Source organism: Streptomyces spongiicola (assembly GCF_003122365.1).
GTDB classification, from domain to species: domain Bacteria; phylum Actinomycetota; class Actinomycetes; order Streptomycetales; family Streptomycetaceae; genus Streptomyces; species Streptomyces spongiicola.
This window is the reverse complement of record NZ_CP029254.1, coordinates 1,802,494-1,825,424: the sequence shown is the minus strand read 5'-3', so window position 1 is coordinate 1,825,424 and position 22,931 is coordinate 1,802,494. Positions and strand designations below refer to the sequence as shown.

The following is a 22,931-nucleotide window of genomic DNA, read 5'->3' as shown; positions in this document are numbered from 1 at the left end:
GCCGGGCTCTCAAGCTCGTGAGCCCGGCCTTCTACTTTGCAGCTGTGCGGCCGGTGGGACTCGAACCCACATGGGATTGCTCCCAGGTGCCCCTAAAACACCCGCTTATGCCAATTCAGCAACGACCGCTCGCGCCAGCCATCGTAGCGGTCCCGCAGTGTCTATGGCGCGGGTGGCTTCAGGATCTGGTTCAGCGGCGGCGCCCCTGTGCCGGGTACTGCTGCCCTCTGCACCACGTACTGGTTGCGGCGTGGCAGTTGGGGCAGAGGAGTCGGAGATTCTGGGCCCGGTCGTCGCTCCAGTCACCGCTCACGTGGTCGACCTCAAGGGTCATGGCGCGACCGTGCCATTCCGGGCCCGTTCCGCACTCGGCACACTTCGTGACTCTCCCGATCTCCGCGAGGGCGCGGCGTAGCTGCTCGGCCTTCCGGCGGCGCTTGCCGTCGTGCTTTACGAGTACGTCCTCGGCGCGGAGGGGAGGGGTGGTGCCGGGCATGCCTCTCTGGTGGGCTTGCCCCAGGAAGTGGCCGGTGTCGAGGCGCGCCTCTGCGATCCACTGCTTCAGCCGGACGCGTTGGCCGCCGTTGTCTGGGCGGCCCAGTCGTTTGAGTACGGCCGCCAGCGAATGCGAAGCGGCGACGGCCGCGGCCAACTCGGATGCGGTCGGTCGGCGGCCCCTGCGGCGGGACGTGACGCTCACGACTGCGCCCGCTTGATCCGAGCCTTGGCCCGTCCGCGATAGGTGTCCGTGGTCGAGTGGCAGTTGGGGCAGAGGAACCGCAGATTCTCGGCGCGGTTGTTGCGCCAGTCGCCGTCGATGTGGTCGATCTCGAGGGGGAGCCGACGCCCATGCCACACTGGCTCCATCCCACAGAGCGCGCAGCGCTCACTCATACCCCACTCGAGCAGGGCCCTCCGCAGCCTCTGGTGGGGTGTGCGGCCACCGTGTCCGGTGTGGTTGTCGACCAGGATGTCCTCCGCCGTCAGCCGGCGGTGGTTGCCACGGGCCTTCTCCGTGCGCTGGGGTGTGGTGAAATGCGAGATGTCGATCTCCAGCGCTCGGACGCGGCGAGCGATGTGCGTGTGCTGACCACCCACCACGTCGACACCCAGCCGACGCAGCACCTCGCACAGGTTGGTCGACTCCGCGACCGCGGCTTCGAGGATCTCCCGGGTCCACCTCGTCCCCTCCCGCTCGAAGTGCGAGGTGTCCACGCCGAGCCGCTTCATACGGGTGCGGATGTACGACCTCGAAGCCCCCTTCGCCTCCACCCCCAGTTTCCCCAGCGCCTCCGACAGCGTCCGCGACGTCCTCGCCGCCGCTGTCAGGCGTTCACGCGTGTACGGGCTCACCGGCATGGCGTGCGCCCCCTCCGTGCCGTCCGTGCGTTCGTCGTCTCGCACGGAGTAACGAGTGGACGATCGGATGGTCACGTCGGCGGGGACGTGGCCCGAGGAGCGTGGGAGCGCTACGCCCGCTCGTCCGGCGACCCGCCGTCCTTGCGCTTCTCCAGGCGTCCCCGCTTGCGGGCCTCCTTCAGGCGCTGCTTGTCGGCCCTGCGGAGTTTGCGCTCGACGCCGACGCCGCCCATGAGGGCGAAGCCGGTGACGGTCACTCGGGGTGAGCCGGGGGCGATGTCGTCGGGGTCGCCGCCGGAACCCGCCTCGCCGAAGCCGCCCATGACGCCGAAGCCCCTGACGTCGACATGCAGGTCCGGAGGGGCGGTGATATGGATGCCGCCCATCAGGGTGAAGCAGCGGATGACGGTGTCCCGGTCCTCGAAGTCGGCCTCCCGCAGGTCGATCTCGCCGCCCCCCTGCAGTACGACGGCGGTGAACCTGCGGGCCACGGTCCAGGTGCCCCTGCGGCCGAAGCCGCTCCAGAACGCGAACGCGCCCTTGGACGTCGGTGGCCCGCCGATACGCCGGGCGTGGTCCATGGTGCCGGGGGCCGCTGCGGCGGCGGGGGGCGCCGGGCTGCCGCCGGGAGTCGGCAGGTCCCGCACGAGGGGCTCCAGTTCTCCGCGCGTACGTGCCTTGTAGGCGGCGTCGAGCCGGTCCCCGAACTCGTCCATGTCGAGGCGGCCCTCGGCGACGGCGTTCCGCAGCAGCTCGGCGATCCGCTCCCGCTCGGCGTCGGAGGCCCGCATATCCGGAAGGTCGCTCGTCATGCGGTCAGCCTAGTGCCTCGGCCGGACGGGGCTGCCGGGAAGGTCTCGGCGGCCGGGTGCCGGGGGACCGCACGGACCCTGAGGGGCCGGATACGGAGCCTGCCCGACCCATGGGGGCCCGGGAACGGGGACGGGGAGAGGGCTTGCCCGCCCCGACAACCCGGGAGGAGCGCGACGTTGCGGGTGGTCGCTCTCGTACCGGATGGACCGGGGCGGGGGGTGGTGCGGCCGTGAGGGGAGGGCCGGTACGGCGGGTGTCGTCGAGGACGTCGTCGGCCGGTGGGCCCTTCCGTGCGCGGCGCCGGCCGACTGGCCTGCGTGCCGACCGGTCGGTGTGCCGACGGCTCTGCGTGCCGACGGGTCTGTGCGTCGACTGGTCTGCGTGTCGACGGGTCCGCATGTCGGTCGACTGGTCTGTGCCGTCTGCCGTCTGCCGTCTGCCGTCTGCCGTCTGCCGGGCCTCACGGGGCCGTCGGACGCTCCGCGTACATCCTCGCGATCACCGACTCGATGTCGGGTTCCCGTAGCGACAGGTCCACCAGCGGATAGCCGTCGGCGATGGCGGCCACGATCGGCGCCGCGGAGGCGGAGGCCGGGAACGCCAGCCACTGGCGCGGGCCCTCCACCCGTACCGGCCGTGCGCCCGCGACCTCGATGGGCGGGAGGCGGTGTTCGAGGTCCACGACGAGGATGCGCTCGCCCGGCGCGATCTCGTGGAGTCCGGCGAGGGTGCCGTCGTAGACGAGCCGCCCGTGGTCGATGACCATGACGCGGTTGCACAGGTGCTCGATGTCGGTGAGGTCGTGGGTGGTGAGCAGGACGGTCGTCGCGCGTTCGGCGTTGAGGTCGCGCAGGAACTCGCGCACCTTGGCCTTGGAGACGACGTCGAGGCCGATGGTGGGTTCGTCGAGGTAGAGGACCTCGGGGTCGTGCAGCAGGGCGGCGGCGATGTCGCCGCGCATGCGCTGGCCGAGGGAGAGCTGCCGTACGGGCACGTCCAGCAGGGCGCCGAGGTCGAGCAGTTCGACGCAGCGCTCCAGGTTCTGCCGGTAGCGGGCGTCCGGGATCCGGTACATCCGGTGCATCAGCCGGTAGGAGTCGATCAGCGGCAGGTCCCACCAGAGTGTCGTGCGCTGCCCGAAGACCACGCCGATGCGCCGGGCGAGCCGGGTGCGTTCGCGCGACGGGTCGATCCCGGCGACGCGCAGCCGCCCTCCGCTGGGGGTCAGGATGCCCGTCAGCATCTTGATGGTGGTGGACTTCCCGGCGCCGTTGGGGCCGATGTAGCCGACCATCTCGCCGCGCGAGACGGTGAAGCTGATGCCGTCGACTGCCCGCACCCGTGTCTTCTCGCGGCGCAGCGGTCCCGTTCTGCGGCGTACGTCGAAGACCTTCTCCAGTCCGTCCAGTTCGATCAGGTCTCCGGTCCGGAGGTGGTCTGCGGTGCGGACGGCTTCCTCGGCCACGGTTCAGCTCCCGGTGCTGCGGTAGGTGCGGAGACCCGCCCGCCATGCGGCTCCGGCGAGTGCGCAGCACCCGGCCGCGACGAGCGGTGGTGTGAAGGCGAGCCAGCGGGGCAGGTCGAGCGGGTAGGGCTGCCCGAGGACGTAGAGCGCGGGCAGCCAGTTGACGAAGGCGAGCGGCACGACGAAGGTGACGCCCCGTACGAGGTCCTTCGCGAAGACGGTGGGCGGGTACTGGAGGAGGGTGTTGCCGCCGTAGGTGAAGGAGTTCTGTACTTCGGCGGCGTCCTGGGCGACGAACTGGAAGGCCGCGCCGGCCACGAACAGGGCTGCGAAGATCACGGCGCCGCTGAGCGGCATCATCGCCACCATGGCGGCTTTGAGCGGGGTCCAGGCGAGGTCGAGGGTGAGGAGCGCGTAGCCGAGGACCAGCAGGCCCTGGGTGATGCGGCCGAGACGGCGGAGGGCGAAGCGGTCGGCTGCGACCTGGGCGAGTACGGGGGCGGGCCGTACGAGGAGCGTGTCGAGCGTGCCGTCGCGTACGCGTCGTCCGAGCCGGTCCATGGATCCCATCGCGAGGTCGGCGAGCCCGAAGGCGGTCGCGGCCGTTCCGTAGAGGAGGGCGACCTCCGGCAGTCGGTATCCGGCGAGGCTGTCGACGTGCGTGAACATCAGCAGGATGACGACGAAGTCGAAGGATGTGGCGGCGAGGTTCGCGAGCGCGGTCATGGCGAAGGACGCTCGGTAGGTCATGGTGGAGCGCATCCACATGGTGGCGACGAGTCCGTAGACGCGCAGTCCGGACCGCAGCGTGTGCAGGCGTGCCGCGGGCCGGGTGGGTGCCGCGGGTCGGGGGTGTGCCTTGGGGCCGGGGTGCGCTTTGGGCCGGGTGTGCGCTGCGGGGGAGGTGCGTGCTGTGGAGGAGGTGTGTGCTGCGGGGCGGGCGGGTGCCGTGGGCCGGGCGGGTGCCGTGGGCCGGGTGCGTGCGTCCGCCCCGGGGAGCGCGTCGCGGCGGTACCGTACGGCCGGTCCGGTGCCGTCGGGGTGTGTTGGAGGGGCGCCGGGGTGCCGCGGGGTGCCGTCGGTGGGCGGTGGTGTGGCGGGGCCGGGGTTTCGGTCGGCCCGGAGTGGTTCAGCCACCCTGGACCACCACCCTGCGGGTCGCGGCCGACTGCAGGAGCCGGCCGGCGCCCAGGAGGGCGGCAGCCCAGCCCAGTTGGAAGGCGTAGGCCTGGACGAGTGCCCAGCCGGTGCGTTTGCCGAGCAGGACGTCGACGGGGATCTGGAGCAGTGAGGACCAGGGCAGGATCCGGGCGACTTCGCCGAGGGTGCCGGGGAAGAGGGTGAGGGGCAGCAGCATGCCGGAGAAGAACATCCCGGCCAGCCAGCTGAAGTGGAGGACCCCCGCGCCGTCCATCAGCCAGAACGCCGACAGGGCCGCGAGGTACCGGAGGGCGAAGCTGACGGTGACCCCCAGCGCGACGGCGGCGAGGAAGGTGAGCCAGCGGAGCGGGGACGCGGGCAGCGCGAGGTCGAAGGCGACCGCGCCGAGCAGCAGCGGGACCGTGCCGCGGCCGAGCAGGTGGAAGGCGGCACGCCCCAGGTCCCTGGAGAGCCACCAGAGTTGCAGGTCGGCGGGGCGGTGGAGGTCGATGGCGATGTCGCCGGTGCGGATGCGTTCGACGAGTTCGTCCTCGAAGCCGCCGCCCATCATGGCGCAGGTCATCAGAAGGGCCTGACACAACCACACATAGGTGACGGCCTGGGACAGGTCGTAGCCGCCGAGCCGCGGGCGTTCGTCCCAGAGGGCGATATAGGTGTACGCCAGGATGAAGCCGAAGACGGTGTTGGTGAAGACGCCGGCCGCTGTTGCCACCCGGTACGTCGCATAGCGCCGGAAGCTGCCTGCCGCGACGACCGCATAGAGCCGCACCATGATCTCCCTCAGCGGTGGTCGTCGCCGGGCGCGTCCGGGACGGGCGCGCGCCGAAGCGCATGACCCTAGCCCAGGGGCGTGGCTGTCGCGACTGTATTCCCGGCGGGGTCCGGAGGTCCGGGCGGTGTGAAGTGCAGTATGAGCACACCAAGCGAATCGCCCGAATTGTCGGCACTGAGCCGGGGTGCTCCTCCGAGTCGGGGTGCTCCTGCGGGCAGGGTGCTCCTCCGGGCAGGGGCCGAGGAGTCTCCAGGGACATGAGCCACGATCCAGAGCAGCCGCGCCGGGATCCGAGGGCTGCGAGGCATCCGCAGCATCCGCAACATCCAGTGCATCCCGGGCGTGAGGCCCGCCCTGGCCGTCCGGGCCGCCTTGGCCGCCCTGGCCGGGAGGGGCTTCCGGAGGACGCCGGCCGCCCGGTGCCCGGCACGCCGCGACAGGCGTACGGGGAACGCGGGGAACACGGGGAGTACGGGGAGTACGGGGAGTACGGAGACGGCGGGTCCGGTAGGTCCGGGAGGTTCGGCGGGTCCGGCGGGGTCGGCGGGGAAGGTGAGGAGGAGTACGGGGACCGCGAGGGCAGCGGGGCGGCGCCTGCCGGGGAGCCTCGTCCCTCCCGCAGCCGTACCCGTACCCGTACCCGCCGCACCCGCACCCGTACCCGGCGCACCGGCCTGAGGCGTGTCGTCCCCACCTGGCGGATGGTGCTCGGTGCGTCCCTGCTGTTCGCGCTCCTGCTGCTCGGCGGCTTCGCCGCCGGATATCTGCTGGTCGACATCCCGCCGGCCAACTCCGCGGCCACGGCCCAGTCGAACGTGTACCTCTACCGGGACGGCACGCAGATCGCCCGGGACGGCGAGGTCAACCGGCAGAACGTCCGGCTCTCCCGGATCCCGCTGCCCGTCCGGCACGCGGTGCTCGCCGCCGAGGACCGCGACTTCCACTCCGAGCGGGCCGTCGACCCCAAGGCGATGGTCCGTGCCGCGTGGAACACCGTCACCGGCAAGGGCAGGCAGTCCGGCTCCACCATCACCCAGCAGTACGTGAAGAACTACTACCTGGGCCAGGAGCGGACGGTCACCCGCAAGGTGAGGGAGTTCTTCATCGCGATCAAGCTCGACCGGGAGCAGAGCAAGGCCGACATCCTGGAGGGCTATCTCAACACCAGCTACTTCGGACGCAACGCGTACGGAGTACAGGCCGCGGCGCACGCCTACTACGGCAAGGACATCAGCGCGCTCGACACCGCGGAGGGCGCCTACCTCGCCTCGCTGCTCAACGCGCCCAGCGCGTACGACGTCGCCGCGCATCCCGAGAACCGGCCCAGGGCGCTCGCCCGGTGGAACTACACGCTCGACGGAATGGTGACGGAGAACTGGCTGACGCTCTCCGACCGGGCCGCCATGATCTTCCCCATGCCGCAGTCGGCGGGTCCGGCGACGGGGCTGTCCGGACAGCGCGGCTACGTCGTCCAGGCCGTCGAGGACTGGCTCACCGGCCACGGGGTCGTCGACGAGAGGACCCTGGCGCGCGGCGGCTACCGGATCACGACCACCCTGGAGCGCGGGAAACAGCACGCCTTCGCCGCCGCCGTCGACCGGCATGTGATGTCCAGGCGCGATTCCGGCCGCGCGGCCGACCGGAACGTCCGAGTCGGCGGAGCGTCGATCGACCCGGCGAGCGGCAGGGTCGTCGCGATGTACGGCGGCATCGACTACACCCGGCAGTACGTGAACAACGCCACCCGCCGCGACTACCAGGTCGGCTCGACGTTCAAGCCGTTCGTCCTCGCCGCCGCCGTCGAGCACGGCTCCGTGACCCGGGACGGCCGCAGGATCACCCCCGACACGCTCTACGACGGCACGGACCGGCGCCAGGTGCTGGGCAGCCACGGCCCGACCGGCTACGCACCGGAGAACGAGGACAACGTCTCCTACGGCCCGCTGAGTCTGCGCCTGGCCACGGACCATTCGGTCAACTCGGTGTACGCGCAGCTCGCCCAGGACGTCGGACCGCGCAGGGTGCGGGAGACCGCCGTCGCCCTCGGAGTACCGGAGAGCACTCCGGACCTGACCGCGACTCCGTCCATCGCCCTGGGCGTGGCGACCGCGAGTGTCCTGGACATGGCCGAGGCGTACGCGACCCTCGCCAACCACGGCCGGCGCGGCACGTACTCGCTCGTCGAGCGCGTCAGCAGGGACGGTGTGGAACTCGAACTGCCGGTCGTGCCGGTCCGGCAGGCCGTGAGCCGTGAGGCGGCGGACACCACCACGTCCGTGCTGATGGGGGTGGTGCGGCGGGGTTCGGGCACGGCGGCGCTGTCCGCCGGGCGGCCCGCGGCGGGCAAGACGGGCACGGCGGAGGGCGACAGGGCGGCCTGGTTCGCCGGCTACACGCCCGAACTGGCGACCGTCGTCGCCGTCATGGGCCAGGATCCCGACACCGGTGCGCAGAGGTCGCTCTACGGGGCACTGGGTCTGCCGAGGATCAACGGAGGAGGGGCTCCCGCGGCGATCTGGGGCGAGTTCACGGCGGCCGCACTGGCCGGCAGGCAGGCACGGGACTTCGAGCTGACGGTCGCCGAGGGCGGGGACGAGTCGTTCTATTCTTCTGGCGATTCGTCCGCTGATTCGTCCGCTGATACGTCCGGCGGTGCGTCCGGCGGTGCGTCCGGCGATGCCTATGACGATCTGTCCGCCGGCCCGTCCGGTGCCCCGCGCCGCGCCGGTGACGACCCGTCGGTACCCGGTGCGAGCGAGGAACCCACCGGCGACGGCCGCTCGGCGGGTGTCGCTTCGCCGCCGAACGTGGTGGGCACCGGCACCGGCAGCGGCACCGGCAGCGTGGCGGAGGGCGGAGTTCCGGTGGACGGAGGTGTTCGGACAGGGGGCGGAACGACGGACGGCCGCCCGTCCACGCCGGGTCGGACCGGCGGACGGCCGGTGGACGGCGGGCCGGACGGCGGCCGGGACGGCTTGGACGGCTTGGACGGCTTGGACGGTTGGGAGGGCCGGGCACCGGACGGTATCGACGGTGCCGGTACTACCGACGGTGCCGGCACTACCGACGGCCGCGGGGGCGACGGCGCCGAGCCGCAGGGGACGGGCGGCCAGCGGGGATGGCAGGCGCACGCCGACCGGAGGTGAGCCGGGCGGCAGGGGAGCGGAGTCAGTGGCCCGAGGTCGCCTTCAGGCCCACCACGGCGACCAGGAGCAGCACCACGAAGAAGATCCGGGCGGCGGTCGCGGGCTCGCCGAGGACGGCCATGCCCACGATCGCGGCCCCGGCCGCGCCGATGCCGACCCAGACGCCGTAGGCGGTACCGATGGGCAGTGTCCTGGCGGCCTGGGACAGCAGCAGCATGCTGGCGACGATCCCGGCGGCGGTGAACACACTCGGCCACAGGCGGGTGAACCCTTCGGTGAACTTCATGCCGATCGACCAGCCGACTTCGAGCAGGCCGGCGAGAACGAGCAGGACCCAGGCCATGACAGGCACCTCCGGGACGCGGGCTTCGGGCGGGTGCGTCGTCTTTTCCTGCCCGGTACGGCGCGTCTCGTCGGGTCGCCTACCACCGTAGCAAAGGGCATGAGAACGGGCGGGTGAACAGTGCCACCGGGCCGTCTCACCGCAGTTTGCGGCGGGTTCCGCTGCTGCCGCCTCTGCCGTTTCCGCTTTCCGTCTCCGTCCCGCGTCGCCCCCGGTGCCGGCCGGGCCGGGCGACCGGTTCCCGCGGGTGGGGGCCGGTTCCCGCGGGTGGGGCGGGCCGCTACAGGTAGAGCCCCGTCGAATCCTCGGCGCCCTCGAAGCGGTCCGCCGCGACGGCGTGCAGATCGCGCTCCCGCATCAGTACGTACGCGACGCCGCGCACCTCGACCTCGGCGCGGTCCTCCGGGTCGTACAGCACGCGGTCCCCGGCCTCGACGGTGCGGACGTTCTGCCCGACGGCGACCACCTCCGCCCAGGCCAGACGCCGGCCGACCGCCGCGGTCGCCGGAATGAGGATGCCGCCGCCCGACCGCCGCTCGCCCTCGGGGGCGTCCGACCGGACCAGCACCCGGTCGTGCAGCATCTTGATGGGCAGCTTGTCGTGCTTGCCGAGGGAGTTGTCGCTCACGACATCGAACCTACCTGCCGAACGCGTGTCCGGGCGTCGTCGGGGTGGGGGTGAGTCACGCCCTCCGCTTCCTGGCGGCCAGGGCGAGCAGACCCACCACGCCCACCACGGCGAGCGCCACCGGTACCGCGCGCTCCAGCCGCGGCGCGCCGTCCGGGTCCACGAAGCGGTTCTTCACATCGGTCACCAGGCGATTGGCGGCCACGAACGCCCGCCCCGCGGTGTGGTCCACGGCCGAGGCGACCTTGGCCTTCGCGTCCCCGATGATCGTCTTCGGGTGCATCCGCGTCCCGATCTCGTCGAGCGTCTCGGCGAGCTGCTCGCGCCGGCGGACGATGTCCGCCTCGATCTGCGCAGGGGTCCTGGCGTCCGACACCGCGCCGCCTCCGTCGTCGTATCCGGTAGTCCTTTCCGGACAGTCTGTCAGCTCGGCGCCGACCGCACCCCGCGGCACCCCCTACTACGCTCGGTCCCGTACGCCCACTTCCCCCGAGGAGAACCGAGAATGAGCGAGCGACTCCAGCCCGGCGACACCGCCCCGGACTTCACCCTGCCCGACGCGGACGGCAACGAGGTCTCGCTCGCCGACCGCAAGGGCCGCAAGGTCATCGTGTACTTCTACCCGGCGGCCCTCACCCCGGGCTGCACCAAGCAGGCCTGCGACTTCACCGACAACCTGGACCTGCTGGCGGGGGCCGGGTACGACGTGATCGGGGTGTCCCCGGACAAGCCCGAAAAGCTGGCGAAGTTCCGCCAGAAGGAGAATCTGAAGGTCACACTCCTCGGCGACCCGTCGAAGGCGGTCCTGGAGGCGTACGGCGCGTTCGGCGAGAAGAAGCTCTACGGGAAGACGGTGACCGGCGTCATCCGCTCGACGGTCGTCGTGGACGAGGACGGCAGGGTCGAGCGGGCGCTGTACAACGTGAGGGCCACCGGCCACGTCGCGAAGATCATCAAGGACCTGGGTATCTGACTGAACCTCGCGGCCGGCCGGGACCGCCGCGCTCCGGGCTCCGCCGCGCTCCGGGCTCCGCCGCGCTCCGGGCTCCGCCGCGCTCCGGGCTCCGCCGCGCTCCGGGCTCCGGCACGCTCCGGGCATGGTCACGGCCGGGACCCTGCACGCTCCGGGCTCCGGCGCGGTCGGGGCTCCGGCGCGGTCGTGGCCGGCGCGGCAGGCGGGCTCAGCCGCGGCAGTATGCGGCAGTAAGCGGAGGTAAGCGGTGGTAACGTCCGCCGGGCCCCGCGCCCGCCTCGCCTCGCGTCCACCCCGCGCCCGCCCCGCGCCCGCCCTTCCCACCGTCAGCCCTTCCCCCGTCCGTCGTCAGCGGTGCCCGTCGTCGGCCGTGCCCGCCGCCCCCGCCGTGCCGACCGCGCCTCAGAGGCGGGCCGCCTCCCCTTCCCCGGTCAGCACGGAGAGGTCCACACCGCGCGCCATCCGCTCGTACCCCGCGTCGTTGGGGTGCAGATGGTCCCCGGAGTCGTACGCCGGGTGGAGCCGCTCAGGGGCGTAGGGATCGCGCAGGGCGCGGTCGAAGTCGACGACGGCGTCGAAGACCCCTCCCGCGCGGATGGCCGTGTTGATCTCCTCGCGGGCGGCGTCCAGCTCCGGGCTGTAGCGGGGGTGCCCCCTGAACGGCATGAGCGTCGCGCCGACCGCCCTCAGCCCACGAGCCCTCGCACGCTTCGCGAGGCTCCGGAGCCCGGCCGTGACCTCGGCCGGGTTCGCCCTGCCCGCGGGGCGGAGGAGGTCGTTGACGCCGAGGGCGATCACGACGACCCGGGCGCCCGGCCGGCCCGCCACGTCTCGGTCGAGGCGGGAGAGGCCGCTCGGGCCGACGCCGTCCCTGAGCAGCCGGTTGCCGCTGATGCCCTGGTTGACGACGCCGTAGCTCCAGCGGCCCGAGCGCAGCCGGTCGGCGAGATGGTCCGTCCACCGGTGGTCGGCGTCGGGAGTGGAGCCCGCCCCGTCGGTGAGCGAGTCGCCGAGGGCGACCACCGTGCCGCGCGTGGCCGGGTTGCGGACGTCCACGGCCGTCAGATGGTGCCAGGAGGAGATGCGACGGGTGTAGGCGGAGGCGGCCGCCTCGTGGGTGTGGTCGCCCGCGGCCAGGTACGAGGTCTGCCGCGCCCGCGGGTGCAGGGTGACCGTGCCCCCGCCGGGCGGCGGGACGAACAGCGAGACGAGTAGATGCCCGTCCGCGGGCACGGCGAGCCGGACGGGGTCGCCGAGTACGTGCCCGCCCGCCGGAACCGTCGCGGTGGGCCGCCCGCCGAAGAGCACCCGCCGCAGGCTGCCGGGTGAGGCGGCGGCGCCCCGGGCCGCCACCGCTATGGACGCGCTGCCTATCCGCAGCGGCTCGGTGCCGAAGAGGTTGGACAGGGTGATCCTGGCCTCGCTGCCGCCGATGCTGGTGTGGACGACGTTCCGTACGGAGTGTCCGCCTGCGGGCGCGACCCCGGCCTTCCCGGGTGCGGCCGACCAGGACCCGGCCCAGCCCCGGGTACCCACGGTCCGTGCCGTCGTCTTGCCGGAGCGGCCGCCGGTTCCGGCCCCGGAGGCGGTCTGCCGCCGGTCGTCGGCCCCGAGGGTGGTGAGGCTGGTGATGATCGCGCCGCTGATCAGCAGGATGAGGGCGACGAGTGCGGCGAACAGGCCGTACCCGGCCCGCTGGGTTTTCATGAGCACATCATCCGATATGGCCGTGGGGAACTCGAGGTGCGCCCCGGGAGTACCAGAGGTAGGGAGAAGGCGTACGGCCCCGGGGTAGGAGGGTCGTGTGCGCGGACGGGTGGAGTCGATGAAGCGAACAGAGGGAACCGAGCGCGAGGATCCGGCGGCCGGCCGCCCCGGACGCGCCGCGGGTGCGCCGGAGGAGAACGGGCAGGTCGCCGGCGGCTCCGCGCTGCCGCCGGCGGGGGCGGTGGGCTCCGCGGACCGGTCGGCCGCCCCGGCCGCGAACGGCGGCCCTGACAGCGGCCCTGACGGCGGCCCTGTCAGCGGCCCTGACGGCGGCGAGGGCCGCGCCGGGCCCCGCCCCGTCCGCTCGGCGGGTGGTGGAACGGGACGTGAGGGGGCGTTGGGCCGAGCGGGTGGCGGCGGGGGCGCGGCCGGATCTCCTCGTACGCGTCCGGCGCCGCTCTCCTCGTTCGGGTACACCGCCGCGGACGAGGAGAAGCGCCGCGGTGTGCGGCGGATGAAGGCGACGGCCACCGGTCTGCTCGTCCTGGTGGCGGTGGTCTTCACGCTCGCCACCTGGGCCAGGAACTCCGGAATCGAGGGCTGGCCCGGCTATGTCGCCGCGGCCGCCGAGGCCGGGATGGTGGGCGCCCTGGCCGACTGGTTCGCGGTCACCGCGCTCTTCCGGCACCCCCTCGGCATCCCCATCCCGCACACCGCGATCATCCCCAACAAGAAGGACCAGCTCGGCGCCTCCCTCGGGCACTTCGTGGGGGAGAACTTCCTCTCCGAGGACGTGGTACGGGCCCGGCTGCGCGGACTCTCCCTCGGCGGCCGGCTCGGCGCATGGCTCGCCGAGCCCGCGCACGCCGACCGCGTCACCGCGGAACTGTCCACCGCCCTGCGCGGTGCGCTGGCCGTCCTGCGGGACTCCGATGTCCAGGCCGTCGTCGGCGAGGCCATCACCCGCCGTGCGGAGACCGTCGAGATCGCGCCGGGCATCGGCAAGACCCTCGACAAGATCGTCACCGACGGTGCCCACCGCCGTGCCGTCGACCTGGTCTGCGCCCGCGCCCATGACTGGCTGGTCACACACGGTGACTCCGTGATGGACGCCGTCCAGGGCGGAGCGCCGGGCTGGACGCCGCGCTTCGTCGACCGGAAGGTCGGCGAGCGGGTCTACAAGGAACTGGTCCGGTTCGTGACCGAGATGCGCGACGCCCCCGACCACCCGGCGCGCGGTGCGATCGACCGCTTCCTCGCCGACTTCGCCTCCGACCTCCAGGCCGACACGGACACCCGGGCGCGGGTGGAGCGGATGAAGTCCGACATGCTCTCCCGTCCCGAGGTGCAGGACATCATCGCGTCGGCATGGTCTTCCGTACGCGCCATGATCATCTCCGCGGCGGAGGACGAGCGCAGCGAACTGCGGCTGCGGGCCCGTGCCTCGCTGATGTCCCTCGGTGCGCGGCTTGCGACGGACGGCAGGCTCCAGCAGAAGCTGGAGGGCTGGATCGAGAACGCCGCGGTGTACGTGGTGACGACGTACCGCGAGGAGATCACGTCCCTGATCAGCGACACGGTCGCGGGCTGGGACGCCGAGCAGACCTCACGGAAGATCGAGGCGCACATCGGGCGCGACCTGCAGTTCATCCGGATCAACGGCACGGTGGTCGGAGCGCTCGCCGGGCTCGTCATCTACACGGTGGTGCACGCACTCGGCGGATGAGGCCGACGGTGGACCGTGAGCCGAACGCGGCGATCGGGCAGCGGGGAGCCGAACGCGGCGAGCGCTGGTGACGGCTGTGACAGTGGTGAGCGCCGGTGGCGCCGACGCGGTAAAGCGCTGGGTGCGCGACAGGATCCCTTCCTCCGGCCGCGCACCCAGCCACCATGGGGGAGTTGCCTTTGAATACGGACGGGCCGCCGTTCCCGTTCAACCGTCCCCGGACCACTTTCGGCCGACCCGTCGAGCGGGCGGCGGACCGGGGAGCGGGCGCCGGAGCGGGCGTCGGCCCGGCGGGATGTGCTTCGGCCGGCCGGGCGGGCCGGGCGCGCCGATGGTGCCGAAGCCCCCCTCGACACCGGCCGGTCGGCCGTCACGGCCCGGGCCCGGCCGCTGGCTCTCGCGGCCGGCCGTGTGCGCCGGCATGCCGTTGCGGTGAGGCGGATCCGTTGCGGTGAGGCGCCGCGGACCGCACCCTGGAGGGAGAGGCAGGGAGACCGTCATGCCCACTCTCGAGGAACAGATCGACATCACGGCACCCGGTGACGTGGTCTGGGACCATCTGCACCAGGTCGAGAACTATCCGCAGTTCGTCGGGGGCGTACGGGAGGCCCGTCGCGAGGGAGCCTCCGGCGTCCACATGGACGTGGAGACCGCGGCGGGGCGGGCCTTCGAACTCGACGCCGCCACGGACGACGTCCGTCCCCACCGGTCGATGACCTGGAGGACCACGGAGACCCCGCACCTCAGCGGCTCCGTCTCGCTCCTCCCGATCGACGCGACCCACACGAGGATGCAGCTACGCATGGAGTACGACCCCGCGGAGGCGCACGACGCCTTCGGAGGCCCCAGGGGATTTGCCCAGTCGTCCGCGATCGAGAGGACCGTCCGGGCGGACCTCCACCAGTTCAGGGACCTGGTGGAACGGGCACACCCCCGTACCTGACCACGCAGTGCCCCGCGGTGGACGGGGCCGACGGAACCGTACGGCGAAGGTGACCCGTCATGACGACGCAGCACTGGAACATCGACTTGTCGTTCGAGGAGGACGGGACGCGGACGGCCTGCAAGGCCTCACTCAGCGGCCCCAACGCCCCCGGTGTCGAGGGCAGGGGCGTGGCCCGGCGCAATCCGGACGACACCCCGGACGCGAGGATCGGCGAGGAGCTGGCAGCCGCCCGCGCCTGCTCCGAACTGGCCCATGAACTCGTCGGCCGCGCGGCGGCCGACGTCGAGAGCCACACCCACCGGCCGGCGAACATCGGGATGTGAAGAGCACCAAGCACAACCGCACCAGCGACCGGGACCGCACCAGCGACCGGGACCGCACCAGGGACCGGCACCAGGGACCGGAGCCAGGGACCGGAGCCAGGGACCGGTACCGCGCCAGCGACCGGCAGCGCACGGACGACCGGGACCGCACCAGGGACCGGTACCGCGCCAGCACCGGCGAATCGGCGGCCGGGGAGACCGCGACCCGGTGGCCGGCCAACCGCGCTGCGCGACCTCTGACAGCCGCCGGGCGGACGCCCGCCTGCGGTCCGGGCAGGCGCTCCGGGCAGGCGGTCCGGGGAAGCGGTTCGGGCAGGCGGTGTGCAGTCCCGGCCCGCCGGGTCCGCTGCTGCCGGTCGCGGCACGGGGCCCCGTCAGGGCCCCGCCTGGCGGTCAGGCGCCGGAACCGTGCCGTACCTCGAATCCCATGAGCCCCTCGGGCTGCTCGTCCCGCACCTCCGCGGTGCGTACATCGGCGTGCGGCGGCCCCAGCCGGGCCCACCGCACAAGGGTCTCGACTCCGTCGGGATGACCCTCGAACACCGCTTCGACCCGGCCGTCGGCCAGGTTCCGCACCCACCCGGACACCCCGTGCTCCTCGGCGACCCTCCGGCAGGTGTCCCGGTAGAACACGCCCTGGACCGTCCCGGAGACCACTACGCGCTTTCGCACCATGCCTCCGGATCGTACGAGCCGATTGGGCCCGGCTCGGCTGCGACGCGTCGCGCGTCCGCCTGCACCCTTGCCGGTAGCCCGGTAGCCCGGTAGCCCGGTAGCCCGGTAGCCCGGCAGTACGCAGTCGGCGGTAGGCCGGCAGTACGCAGTCGGCGATGAGCACCGCGCTGCCCGTCAGCCCCAGAGCTTGTACGTCACCTCGGGCGGCAGGTGCTCGGGCCTGCTGCCGGGGAAGCTGAGGTGGAGCTGCCCGTACCGCTGCTGGCCCGGGTCCTTCTCCCACGTCTCCGGACGCTCGAGCCGGACGTTCACGGGGTACGAGCGGAACGTGCCGGCGGCGCAGTAGGGCTTGCAGTCGTTGACCACGTTCAGCCCGGAGGCCACGGCGGATCTCGGACCCCACGACGACCACTCGAGTTCGGTCAGCCCGCTGTTGCCGTCACCGCAGGCGATCAGGAACTTGCTCGGCCTCACCTGCGCCTCCATGAAGCAGTCCACGACGACCACCTGGTCATCGGGCCGGGCCGGCAAGGAGGGGGACGCGGACGCGGTCGCCGGCACAAGGCCCGCCGCGAGCACCGCCGCGGCAAAGACCACGGCCCCGGTCCTCAGCTTGTGTCTCTGCATGTCTGCTCCCAGCAGTCTCTCCCCGAGCCACCCGGCCCGCACCGTGCCCACGCGCCCCTGCCGGCCGCCGTGCGGCCCGGCACCCGCAGCGCGTCCCGGCAGGCGCTCCCTCCCTCCTCCAACGGTTGCTCCTGTATCGACGCTACGGCCGCACCGGGGGACCCACCACTTACAGAGGCGGGGGCAGGGCGCAATCCCCGGCCGCAAGGTGATCAGCTGCTCGTGGAGTCCGGCGACCGCCCCTCCCCGCGGCCCCTCCCCGCGCCTCCTCCCCGCGCCTCCTCCCCGCGCCTCCTCCCCGTCGGCCCCCTCCCTCGGGCGCCGGCGGCCGTGGCGGGATCAGTTCCGTCCCACCCCGTGGCACTCCCCGTACGCCACTCTCGACCCGCACCAGCAGAGCGCCCCCTTCGTCGGGGGCCACGGCGTCGCCCTGCCGCGGGCGGCGAGCGTCGTGGCGTACTGGGGGAGGAGGGCGGCGTCCGCGGGGGAGGCGGCCTCCGAGGCGGCGAAGGCCTCGTACGAGGGGACCGTGCCCGTGACGATGCCGAGGTTGCCCGTGCCGGTCGCCGACAGGTCGCGCAGGGCGGACTCGATGGCGGTGAGATGGGCGTCGTGGGTCGGGTACTCGGCGGCCAGCGGCGGGTACGTGCCGGTGAGTTCGGTGAGTTCGGACGCCGGCCAGTGGAGCACCGCGACCGGGAAGGGGCGGGACAGGGCCGCGCGGTAGGTGCCCAGTTCGGAGCGGAGCCGGTCGATCTCGGCGCGGAGTTCGGCCGGGTCCGAGGAGCCGAGGGCCCATAGGCGCTTGGGGTCGTGGAGTTCGTCCAGCGGGACGGCCGCGGTGTGGAGGCGGTCCGCGAGGGTGTCCCAGTCGTCGTGCGGCAGCGCCAGCAGCCGGCGCACACGGTGGCGGCCGGTGAGGAGCGACTGGGTCGCGTAGGACGTCTCCTCGCCGGGGGAGACGAGGCGGGTGGCGGCCTCGGTGAAGGTGGAGTGGGCCGCGTCGAGTTCGTCGTGGGCCTCCAGGGTCTCGGCGGCGATCTCCCACGGCGCCGCGTCGTCCGGTGCCGCCGCGCGGATGCCGTCGATGAGCGCACGGGCCTCCGCCTCGTGGCCGTACTCCCACAGGTTGGCGGCCTGAAGTGCCTTGATCAGGGGGGTGTTGTCCGGATCGCCGGCGAGGAGGCTGTCGTAGAGGCCGCTCGCGCGGGCCCGGTCTCCCGAGAGCTCCAGATGGGCCGCGGCCTGGAGCAGCAGCGGTTCGCGGTCCTCCGGGTACTGCTCCGCGGTGCGCAGCAGACGCTCGGCTTCGGCGGTGTGGTCGGCAGACGTGTCGGGGCGCATGCAGCACACCGTACTGCTGTACGGGGCTACGCAGGGGGCCCGGTCAGGTGAAGGGGGGAGCCGCCCCGGCCGCGCCCGCCGGGCGGCCCGTGCGGGACCGGGAGCCGTGCGGGAGAGGCCCCGTGCGGGAGTCGCCCGTGCGCTGGGACGCCGCGTGCGAGAGGCCCCGTGCGCCGGGACGCCGCGCACGGGGACTCGGTCGGGGACTGGTCGCGGCGGGGGAGCCGGGGGCACCGATCGGCGTGCAACGGCGGTGCGCCGGGGACGGTGCGACGCCGCCGGCGTGCGCGGCCGAGTGCGGGTCCGTGCGCCGTTCACGTCGGTGCGCGGCAGAGTCCGGGTCCGTGTTCCGCTCACGCGTGTGCGCTGCCCACGCCCACGTCCACGCCCACGTACAGGTCCACGTCCACGTCCACGCCCACGTACAGGTCCATGTCCGCGTAACAGGTCCACGTACAGGTTCGTGCGCCGTCCGTGTCCCCGAGCCGGACCGCGGTGCGGGGAGGCGCACTGTCACGGCCGCGATGATCCCCGGGGCGCCGCGCGGGACCGGGTGACCGCCCGGAACGGGCGGGCTGCGCGGGCCCGGACGCGGGCGCGCGGTTCACCACCCGTCGGCCGGGAGGTGCGTCGCGGAGGTTGTCCACAGGGAACCCGGAGGGCACCGCACTCGTGTATAACCGATGACGGGTCGTTTCGATGACGGGTCGTTTCACCTGTACGGGGCCGCACCCCCGCCATGCGCGGAGGGTGGGGCGCGGAGGCAAGGGAAGGGGTGCGCATGACCGGTCAGACCTGGCGCGTGCTGCGGCCGCTCGCGCTTCTGCTCTTCATCCTCGTCGAAGTCTTCGTCGCCGGGGGGATCGGCCTCTCGACGGCCGTGGCGCTCGCCGCCACCGCGGCTGCCGGTGCCGCCCTCGTCGCCTGTGCGCTGATCCTCTCGCGGTCGGTGCCGCGGGTGCCTCCCGCGCATATACGCACCGCGCTGCGCGACCGCGAGCAGCGCACGGCGTTCCTGCCGCAGCGTGATCCCGACGCGGCGGGCCGCTGCCGCCCCAGGGCCCCGGGCCGTCCCTCGACGACGGCCGCGTAGGGGCGCCGACTCCCCCCGTCCCTTCTCGTGTGTCCCCTCCCGGGGCCGTACGCCCCTCGCGGGCCGTCATGCCGACAGATCCGTTCTTCCCGGCACGACGAGTCCCGGAGGGCCTCGATGTCCCCAGTGATGTCCCTGTTCGCTTCCCTGGTCGGTCAACTCGCCGATCTGCTGCACCCCCTGTGCCGCACCTCCGCCACCGCGGCGGCGATCGTCCTGTTCACCGCGCTGGTTCGGCTGGCGGTGCATCCGCTGTCGCGGGCGGCGGCTCGGGGGCAGCAGGCGCGGGCCCGGCTCGCGCCGCAGCCGGCCGAGCTGCGCGGCAGGCACGGCGGGGATCCGGAGCGGTTGCGGCGGGCCGTCCTGGAACTGCACGCGAAGGAGAAGGTGCCGCCGCTCGCGGGCTGCCTGCCCGGCCTGCTGCAGTTGCCCGCCTTCTTCCTGATGTACCACCTGTTCTCCGGCTCCCGGATCGGCGGGGAGGCCAACGAGCTGCTGGGGCACCGCCTGTTCGCCGCCGGGCTTGGCGGGCGGTGGGCCGACGCGCTGGGTGAAGGTGGGGTGTTCGGGCCCGCCGGGTTGGTGTACCTCGCGCTGTTCGGGGTCGTCACCGTCGTGGCCGCGTTCACCTTCGTGCGCGCGCGGCGGCAGTTCGCGGCTGCGGGTCCGGCCGAGCCGGAGCAGATGCCGCCGGGGGCGGGTGCGATGGCGAGGGTGCTGCCGCTGATGCCCTTCGCGACGCTGGTCACCGTCGCCGTGGTGCCGCTGGCGGCCGCGCTCTACGTCGTGACCAGCACGACATGGAGCGCGGTGGAGAGGGTTTTCCTGTACCGGGACACCCCGGGCGCCGGCCCGCCGACTACCGCCGGGTAAGGGTCCAGGTGGTGAACACGGTCTTGTGGGCCGTCCTGATCCCTTGGAGGATCAGCCGAACCTCCGATGAGCCGCACGCTCCCCTCCGCCGCACGCGGGGACTCCTCAAGCGGGGCCACCTCGACAGTGACCACAGGGAGAACTGAGATGAAGCTGCTGCGTGTCGGTACGCCGGGTTCGGAGCGTCCTGCGCTGCTCGACCGGGACGGGACGACCCTCCGGGACCTGTCCGGGCTGGTGCCGGACATCGACGGAGCGCTGCTCGCGGACGAGGACGCCCTCGGGCGGATCCGCTCGGCGGCCGAGGCGGGCGGGCTCCCGGTGCTCGCCGCGGCCGGCGAGCGGATCGGCGCGCCGGTCGCCCGTATCGGCAAGGTCGTGTGCATCGGGCTGAACTACCACGATCACGCGGCGGAGACCGGTGCCGCCGCCCCGGCCGAGCCCGTCGTCTTCCTCAAGGCCGCGGACACGGTCGTCGGACCCGATGACACCGTCCTCGTGCCCCGGGGGAGCGAGAAGACGGACTGGGAGGTCGAACTCGCGTTGGTCATCGGGCGCACGGCGCGCTGTCTGGAGTCCGCGGAGGAGGCCCTGGCGCACATCGCCGGCTACGCGGTCGCGCACGACGTGTCGGAGCGGGAGTTCCAGATCGAGCGCGGCGGTACCTGGGACAAGGGAAAGAACTGCGAGACGTTCAACCCCCTGGGGCCCTGGCTGGTGACCCGCGACGAGGTGCCGGACCCGCAGGCGCTCTCCCTGCGGCTCTGGGTCAACGGCGAGCTGAAGCAGAACGGTTCGACCGCCGACCAGATCTTCCCGGTCGCCGAAGTGGTCCGGTACGTCAGCCACTTCATGACCCTCTATCCGGGGGACGTCGTCAACACCGGGACGCCCGCGGGGGTGGCGCTGGGGCAGCCGGAGCCGAAGCCGTATCTGCGGGCCGGTGACGTGGTCGAGCTGGAGATCGAAGGGCTCGGACGCCAGCGCCAGGTGCTCAAGGGCGCGTAGAACCGAACCGCCGGGCCCCGTTGCGGCCGCCGTAGGGTACGGGCCGCCGCGGGGCGTGGGCCGCGCCGTCGGGAGGGGGGCCGACGGCGCGGCCGAGCGGCCGGCGCCGCGCGAGCGAGGGCGCGGAAGGGGAAGGCGAAGTGGAGGCGAGGGGAAGTGGAGGCGAGGGGAAGTGGAGGCGAGGGGAAGTGGAGGCGAGGAGGAGGCGAGGAGGAGGCGAGGAGGAGGCGAGGAGAAGAGGAAGAGCCCCGGAAGAGCCGCGGAGGGGTGCGGGGGATTCACCCCTCCGCGGGTCCGGGCCCTTCAGGTGGCGAGGAGGTGCTCCAGTGCCTCCACCGCCAGCGCGTGGTCCTCGGTCTGCGGGAGGCCGGAGACCGTGACCGTGCCGATCACTCCGGCGCCGTCGACGCGGATCGGGAACGACCCGCCGTGTGCCGCGTACCGGTCGGGGTCGAGCCGGGACGACTCCTCGAACGTCGTCCCCCTGGCGCGGAACCGGCTGCCGACGAGGAGCGAGCTCTCGCCGTAGCGTTCGACGACCCGCCGTTTGCGGTCGATCCAGGCGTCGTTGTCCGCCGACGACCCGGCGAGCGCGCAGTGGAAGAGCTGCTGCCTTCCGCGCCGGATGCCGATCGCGACCGGGGCCCGCCGTTCGCGCGCCAGCCCGACCAGTGCCGAGCCGAGTGCCCAGGCGTCCTCGTGGGTGAACCGGCTGAGCGTCAGGCGCTCCTCCTGCGCCTCCAGCAGGGCTGTGCCGGGGAATCCGGGCGCCGTGCCTCCGCCGCTCATGCGCCGAGTTCCACGGTGACGCCCTCGCGGGCGGAGCGGCGGGCCGCCTCCAGTACGTCGAGGGCGTCGGCTGCCTCGTACGCGCTGACCGGCGGCGCGGTGCCGTCGCGCAGGGCGTCGGCCACCTGGGCGTAGTAGGCCGGGTAGTCGCCGGGCCGGGTCTCGACGGGGTGTCCGCCGCCCGTCAGCGGTGACTCGCCGGATCCCATGCGGCCCCGCAGCTCCCGCGGCTCCTCACCCCACGGCCGCCCCGGCTCCGGCCGCTTCCCCTCGCGCAGTGCGGCCTCCTGCGGGTCGAGGCCGTACTTGACGTAGCCCGCGGCGGAGCCCAGGACCCGGAAGCGCGGGCCGAGCTGGGCGGCCGTCGCGCTCATGTACAGGTGTGAGCGCACCCCGCCGGCGTGCGTGACGGCGATGAAGGTGTCGTCGTCGGCCTCGGCACCCGGCCTGCGCACATCGGACTCCGCGTACACCCGCACCGCGGGCCCGAAGAGGGCCAGGGCCTGGTCGACGACATGGCTGCCCAGGTCGTACAGGAGACCGCCGATCTCCTCCGGGGCGCCCGACTCGCGCCAGCCGCCCTTGAGCTGGGGGCGCCAGCGCTCGAAGCGGGACTCGAAGCGCTGCACCTCGCCGAGTTCGCCGTCCTCGAGCAGACGGCGGAGGGTGAGGAAGTCGCTGTCCCAGCGGCGGTTCTGGAAGACGGAGAGCAGTAGGCCCCGCTGCTCGGCGAGGCCGGCGAGCGCGCGGGCCTCGGCGGCGGTCCCGGCGATCGGCTTGTCGACGACGACGGGCAGTCCGGCCTCGAGGGCTGCGGTGGCGACCGGGACGTGGGTCCTGTTCGGCGAGGCGATGACGACGAGGTCGAGTGCGTCCGCGCGCTCCCACAGCTCGCCGGCCGTGGCCGCGAAACGGACGTCCGGGAACTCGCCCCGCGCCTGCTCCCGGCGCTCCTCGCTGGAGGTCACGATCGTGTCGAGGGCGAGGCCCTCGGTGGCCGCGATGAGCGGGGCGTGGAAGACGGAGCCCGCGAGGCCGTAGCCGACGAGTCCGACGCGGAAGGGGGGGCCGGCCGGGGCGGGGACCCCGGACGCGGTGCCGGTGCCGGTGCTGCCATTCATGGGCCCACTTAAGCAACAGTGTTGCCAAAGCGTCAAGCG

General features: G+C 73.1%; 23 protein-coding genes, 1 tRNA gene and 1 riboswitch. Of the genes, 8 read left to right on the top strand and 16 right to left on the bottom strand.

What is annotated here, in order from left to right; genetic code table 11:
* Window positions 1-45: 45 nt before the first annotated feature.
* The 7 genes from DDQ41_RS07905 to DDQ41_RS07875 all read right to left on the bottom strand — a co-directional run bounded on the left by DDQ41_RS07905 (window position 46) and on the right by DDQ41_RS07875 (window position 5,567).
* Window positions 46-129: transfer RNA gene (locus tag DDQ41_RS07905), tRNA-Leu, on the bottom strand.
* Window positions 130-190: 61 nt separating this feature from the next.
* On the bottom strand, window positions 191-700 hold the full coding sequence (locus DDQ41_RS07900) for an HNH endonuclease (RefSeq protein WP_262508388.1): 510 nt from the start codon (window positions 698-700) through the stop codon (window positions 191-193).
* Window positions 697-1,359 carry an HNH endonuclease signature motif containing protein gene (locus DDQ41_RS07895; RefSeq protein ID WP_109293838.1) on the bottom strand — a complete coding sequence of 221 codons (663 nt, stop codon included), beginning with the start codon at window positions 1,357-1,359 and terminating at the stop codon, window positions 697-699. The genes DDQ41_RS07900 and DDQ41_RS07895 overlap by 4 nt, the downstream gene beginning before the upstream one ends.
* Window positions 1,360-1,469: 110 nt before the next feature.
* Window positions 1,470-2,171: a DUF1707 SHOCT-like domain-containing protein gene (locus DDQ41_RS07890; RefSeq protein ID WP_109293837.1), complete on the bottom strand. Its 702-nt coding sequence runs from the start codon at window positions 2,169-2,171 to the stop codon at window positions 1,470-1,472.
* A 461-nt stretch (window positions 2,172-2,632) separates the two neighbouring features.
* The gene (locus DDQ41_RS07885; protein ID WP_109293836.1) at window positions 2,633-3,637 is read right to left on the bottom strand and encodes an ABC transporter ATP-binding protein; all 1,005 of its coding nucleotides are present in this window, start codon (window positions 3,635-3,637) and stop codon (window positions 2,633-2,635) included.
* 3 nt (window positions 3,638-3,640) lie between these two features.
* A complete protein-coding gene (locus DDQ41_RS07880; protein ID WP_245991000.1) occupies window positions 3,641-4,453 on the bottom strand; it encodes an ABC transporter permease in 813 nt (270 codons plus the stop codon).
* A 313-nt stretch (window positions 4,454-4,766) separates the two neighbouring features.
* A complete protein-coding gene (locus DDQ41_RS07875) occupies window positions 4,767-5,567 on the bottom strand; it encodes an ABC transporter permease (RefSeq protein WP_109297608.1) in 801 nt (266 codons plus the stop codon).
* 704 nt (window positions 5,568-6,271) lie between these two features.
* Between DDQ41_RS07875 and DDQ41_RS07870 the strand changes: the two genes are divergently transcribed.
* A complete protein-coding gene (locus DDQ41_RS07870; protein ID WP_109297607.1) occupies window positions 6,272-8,716 on the top strand; it encodes a transglycosylase domain-containing protein in 2,445 nt (814 codons plus the stop codon).
* Window positions 8,717-8,738: 22 nt separating this feature from the next.
* Here DDQ41_RS07870 and DDQ41_RS07865 read toward each other — a convergent pair whose 3' ends face one another.
* The 3 genes from DDQ41_RS07865 to DDQ41_RS07855 all read right to left on the bottom strand — a co-directional run bounded on the left by DDQ41_RS07865 (window position 8,739) and on the right by DDQ41_RS07855 (window position 10,063).
* A complete protein-coding gene (locus tag DDQ41_RS07865; protein ID WP_018891623.1) occupies window positions 8,739-9,059 on the bottom strand; it encodes a DMT family transporter in 321 nt (106 codons plus the stop codon).
* A 32-nt stretch (window positions 9,060-9,091) separates the two neighbouring features.
* Window positions 9,092-9,156: riboswitch (guanidine-III (ykkC-III) riboswitch) on the bottom strand.
* Window positions 9,157-9,339: 183 nt separating this feature from the next.
* Complete coding sequence (locus DDQ41_RS07860) at window positions 9,340-9,642, bottom strand: GroES family chaperonin (RefSeq protein ID WP_212765466.1); 303 nt, start codon at window positions 9,640-9,642, stop codon at window positions 9,340-9,342.
* 100 nt (window positions 9,643-9,742) lie between these two features.
* A complete protein-coding gene (locus DDQ41_RS07855) occupies window positions 9,743-10,063 on the bottom strand; it encodes a DUF3618 domain-containing protein (protein ID WP_109293834.1) in 321 nt (106 codons plus the stop codon).
* Window positions 10,064-10,192: 129 nt separating this feature from the next.
* Between DDQ41_RS07855 and bcp the strand changes: the two genes are divergently transcribed.
* Complete coding sequence (bcp, locus tag DDQ41_RS07850) at window positions 10,193-10,660, top strand: thioredoxin-dependent thiol peroxidase (RefSeq protein ID WP_109293833.1); 468 nt, start codon at window positions 10,193-10,195, stop codon at window positions 10,658-10,660.
* 402 nt (window positions 10,661-11,062) lie between these two features.
* On the opposite strand, the gene DDQ41_RS07845 is transcribed toward bcp, so the two are convergent.
* Entirely contained in the window at window positions 11,063-12,367 is a 1,305-nt protein-coding gene (locus DDQ41_RS07845) for an SGNH/GDSL hydrolase family protein (protein ID WP_109293832.1), read from the bottom strand.
* 118 nt (window positions 12,368-12,485) lie between these two features.
* On the opposite strand from DDQ41_RS07845, the gene DDQ41_RS07840 reads away from it, so the two are divergent.
* The 3 genes from DDQ41_RS07840 to DDQ41_RS07825 all read left to right on the top strand — a co-directional run bounded on the left by DDQ41_RS07840 (window position 12,486) and on the right by DDQ41_RS07825 (window position 15,362).
* Window positions 12,486-14,093 carry a DUF445 domain-containing protein gene (locus DDQ41_RS07840; RefSeq protein WP_394342131.1) on the top strand — a complete coding sequence of 536 codons (1,608 nt, stop codon included), beginning with the start codon at window positions 12,486-12,488 and terminating at the stop codon, window positions 14,091-14,093.
* Window positions 14,094-14,592: 499 nt separating this feature from the next.
* On the top strand, window positions 14,593-15,036 hold the full coding sequence (locus tag DDQ41_RS07830; RefSeq protein WP_109293831.1) for an SRPBCC family protein: 444 nt from the start codon (window positions 14,593-14,595) through the stop codon (window positions 15,034-15,036).
* A gap of 59 nt (window positions 15,037-15,095) precedes the next feature.
* Complete coding sequence (locus tag DDQ41_RS07825; RefSeq protein WP_109293830.1) at window positions 15,096-15,362, top strand: DUF1876 domain-containing protein; 267 nt, start codon at window positions 15,096-15,098, stop codon at window positions 15,360-15,362.
* Between the two features lie 393 nt (window positions 15,363-15,755).
* On the opposite strand, the gene DDQ41_RS07820 is transcribed toward DDQ41_RS07825, so the two are convergent.
* The 3 genes from DDQ41_RS07820 to DDQ41_RS07810 form a co-directional block, all read right to left on the bottom strand.
* Window positions 15,756-16,037 (bottom strand): acylphosphatase, encoded by a 282-nt coding sequence (locus tag DDQ41_RS07820; protein ID WP_174720268.1) that lies wholly within the window; start codon window positions 16,035-16,037, stop codon window positions 15,756-15,758.
* Between the two features lie 174 nt (window positions 16,038-16,211).
* Window positions 16,212-16,664 carry a hypothetical protein gene (locus tag DDQ41_RS07815; protein ID WP_262508387.1) on the bottom strand — a complete coding sequence of 151 codons (453 nt, stop codon included), beginning with the start codon at window positions 16,662-16,664 and terminating at the stop codon, window positions 16,212-16,214.
* A 339-nt stretch (window positions 16,665-17,003) separates the two neighbouring features.
* Window positions 17,004-18,008 carry an SEC-C metal-binding domain-containing protein gene (locus DDQ41_RS07810; RefSeq protein ID WP_109293828.1) on the bottom strand — a complete coding sequence of 335 codons (1,005 nt, stop codon included), beginning with the start codon at window positions 18,006-18,008 and terminating at the stop codon, window positions 17,004-17,006.
* 781 nt (window positions 18,009-18,789) lie between these two features.
* Between DDQ41_RS07810 and DDQ41_RS07800 the strand changes: the two genes are divergently transcribed.
* The 3 genes from DDQ41_RS07800 (at window position 18,790) to DDQ41_RS07790 (ending at window position 20,982) form a co-directional block, all read left to right on the top strand.
* Window positions 18,790-19,101 (top strand): DUF6412 domain-containing protein, encoded by a 312-nt coding sequence (locus tag DDQ41_RS07800; protein ID WP_109293826.1) that lies wholly within the window; start codon window positions 18,790-18,792, stop codon window positions 19,099-19,101.
* Between the two features lie 117 nt (window positions 19,102-19,218).
* Window positions 19,219-19,974, top strand: coding sequence for a YidC/Oxa1 family membrane protein insertase (locus tag DDQ41_RS07795; protein WP_109293825.1), 756 nt, complete (start codon window positions 19,219-19,221; stop codon window positions 19,972-19,974).
* Between the two features lie 147 nt (window positions 19,975-20,121).
* Complete coding sequence (locus DDQ41_RS07790) at window positions 20,122-20,982, top strand: fumarylacetoacetate hydrolase family protein (protein ID WP_109293824.1); 861 nt, start codon at window positions 20,122-20,124, stop codon at window positions 20,980-20,982.
* 303 nt (window positions 20,983-21,285) lie between these two features.
* Here the strand turns inward: DDQ41_RS07790 and DDQ41_RS07785 are convergent, their stop codons facing one another.
* Entirely contained in the window at window positions 21,286-21,771 is a 486-nt protein-coding gene (locus tag DDQ41_RS07785) for a heme-degrading domain-containing protein (RefSeq protein WP_109293823.1), read from the bottom strand.
* Complete coding sequence (locus tag DDQ41_RS07780; protein WP_109293822.1) at window positions 21,768-22,892, bottom strand: Gfo/Idh/MocA family oxidoreductase; 1,125 nt, start codon at window positions 22,890-22,892, stop codon at window positions 21,768-21,770. Before DDQ41_RS07780 ends, DDQ41_RS07785 begins: the two co-directional genes overlap by 4 nt.
* Window positions 22,893-22,931: the final 39 nt, after the last annotated feature.

Excerpts from the sequence above, each read along its gene's own strand:
- DDQ41_RS07895 (WP_109293838.1), bottom strand. The coding sequence starts at position 1,359 with ATGCCGGTGAGCCCGTACACGCGTGAACGCCTGACAGCGGCGGCGAGG.
- DDQ41_RS07890 (WP_109293837.1), bottom strand. The coding sequence starts at position 2,171 with ATGACGAGCGACCTTCCGGATATGCGGGCCTCCGACGCCGAGCGGGAG.
- DDQ41_RS07870 (WP_109297607.1), top strand. The coding sequence starts at position 6,272 with ATGGTGCTCGGTGCGTCCCTGCTGTTCGCGCTCCTGCTGCTCGGCGGC.
- DDQ41_RS07865 (WP_018891623.1), bottom strand. The coding sequence starts at position 9,059 with ATGGCCTGGGTCCTGCTCGTTCTCGCCGGCCTGCTCGAAGTCGGCTGG.
- DDQ41_RS07860 (WP_212765466.1), bottom strand. The coding sequence starts at position 9,642 with ATGCTGCACGACCGGGTGCTGGTCCGGTCGGACGCCCCCGAGGGCGAG.
- bcp (WP_109293833.1), top strand. The coding sequence starts at position 10,193 with ATGAGCGAGCGACTCCAGCCCGGCGACACCGCCCCGGACTTCACCCTG.
- DDQ41_RS07845 (WP_109293832.1), bottom strand. The coding sequence starts at position 12,367 with ATGAAAACCCAGCGGGCCGGGTACGGCCTGTTCGCCGCACTCGTCGCC.
- DDQ41_RS07840 (WP_394342131.1), top strand. The coding sequence starts at position 12,486 with ATGAAGCGAACAGAGGGAACCGAGCGCGAGGATCCGGCGGCCGGCCGC.
- DDQ41_RS07830 (WP_109293831.1), top strand. The coding sequence starts at position 14,593 with ATGCCCACTCTCGAGGAACAGATCGACATCACGGCACCCGGTGACGTG.
- DDQ41_RS07825 (WP_109293830.1), top strand. The coding sequence starts at position 15,096 with ATGACGACGCAGCACTGGAACATCGACTTGTCGTTCGAGGAGGACGGG.
- DDQ41_RS07820 (WP_174720268.1), bottom strand. The coding sequence starts at position 16,037 with ATGGTGCGAAAGCGCGTAGTGGTCTCCGGGACGGTCCAGGGCGTGTTC.
- DDQ41_RS07815 (WP_262508387.1), bottom strand. The coding sequence starts at position 16,664 with ATGCAGAGACACAAGCTGAGGACCGGGGCCGTGGTCTTTGCCGCGGCG.
- DDQ41_RS07810 (WP_109293828.1), bottom strand. The coding sequence starts at position 18,008 with ATGCGCCCCGACACGTCTGCCGACCACACCGCCGAAGCCGAGCGTCTG.
- DDQ41_RS07800 (WP_109293826.1), top strand. The coding sequence starts at position 18,790 with ATGACCGGTCAGACCTGGCGCGTGCTGCGGCCGCTCGCGCTTCTGCTC.
- DDQ41_RS07795 (WP_109293825.1), top strand. The coding sequence starts at position 19,219 with ATGTCCCCAGTGATGTCCCTGTTCGCTTCCCTGGTCGGTCAACTCGCC.
- DDQ41_RS07790 (WP_109293824.1), top strand. The coding sequence starts at position 20,122 with ATGAAGCTGCTGCGTGTCGGTACGCCGGGTTCGGAGCGTCCTGCGCTG.
- DDQ41_RS07785 (WP_109293823.1), bottom strand. The coding sequence starts at position 21,771 with ATGAGCGGCGGAGGCACGGCGCCCGGATTCCCCGGCACAGCCCTGCTG.
- DDQ41_RS07780 (WP_109293822.1), bottom strand. The coding sequence starts at position 22,892 with ATGAATGGCAGCACCGGCACCGGCACCGCGTCCGGGGTCCCCGCCCCG.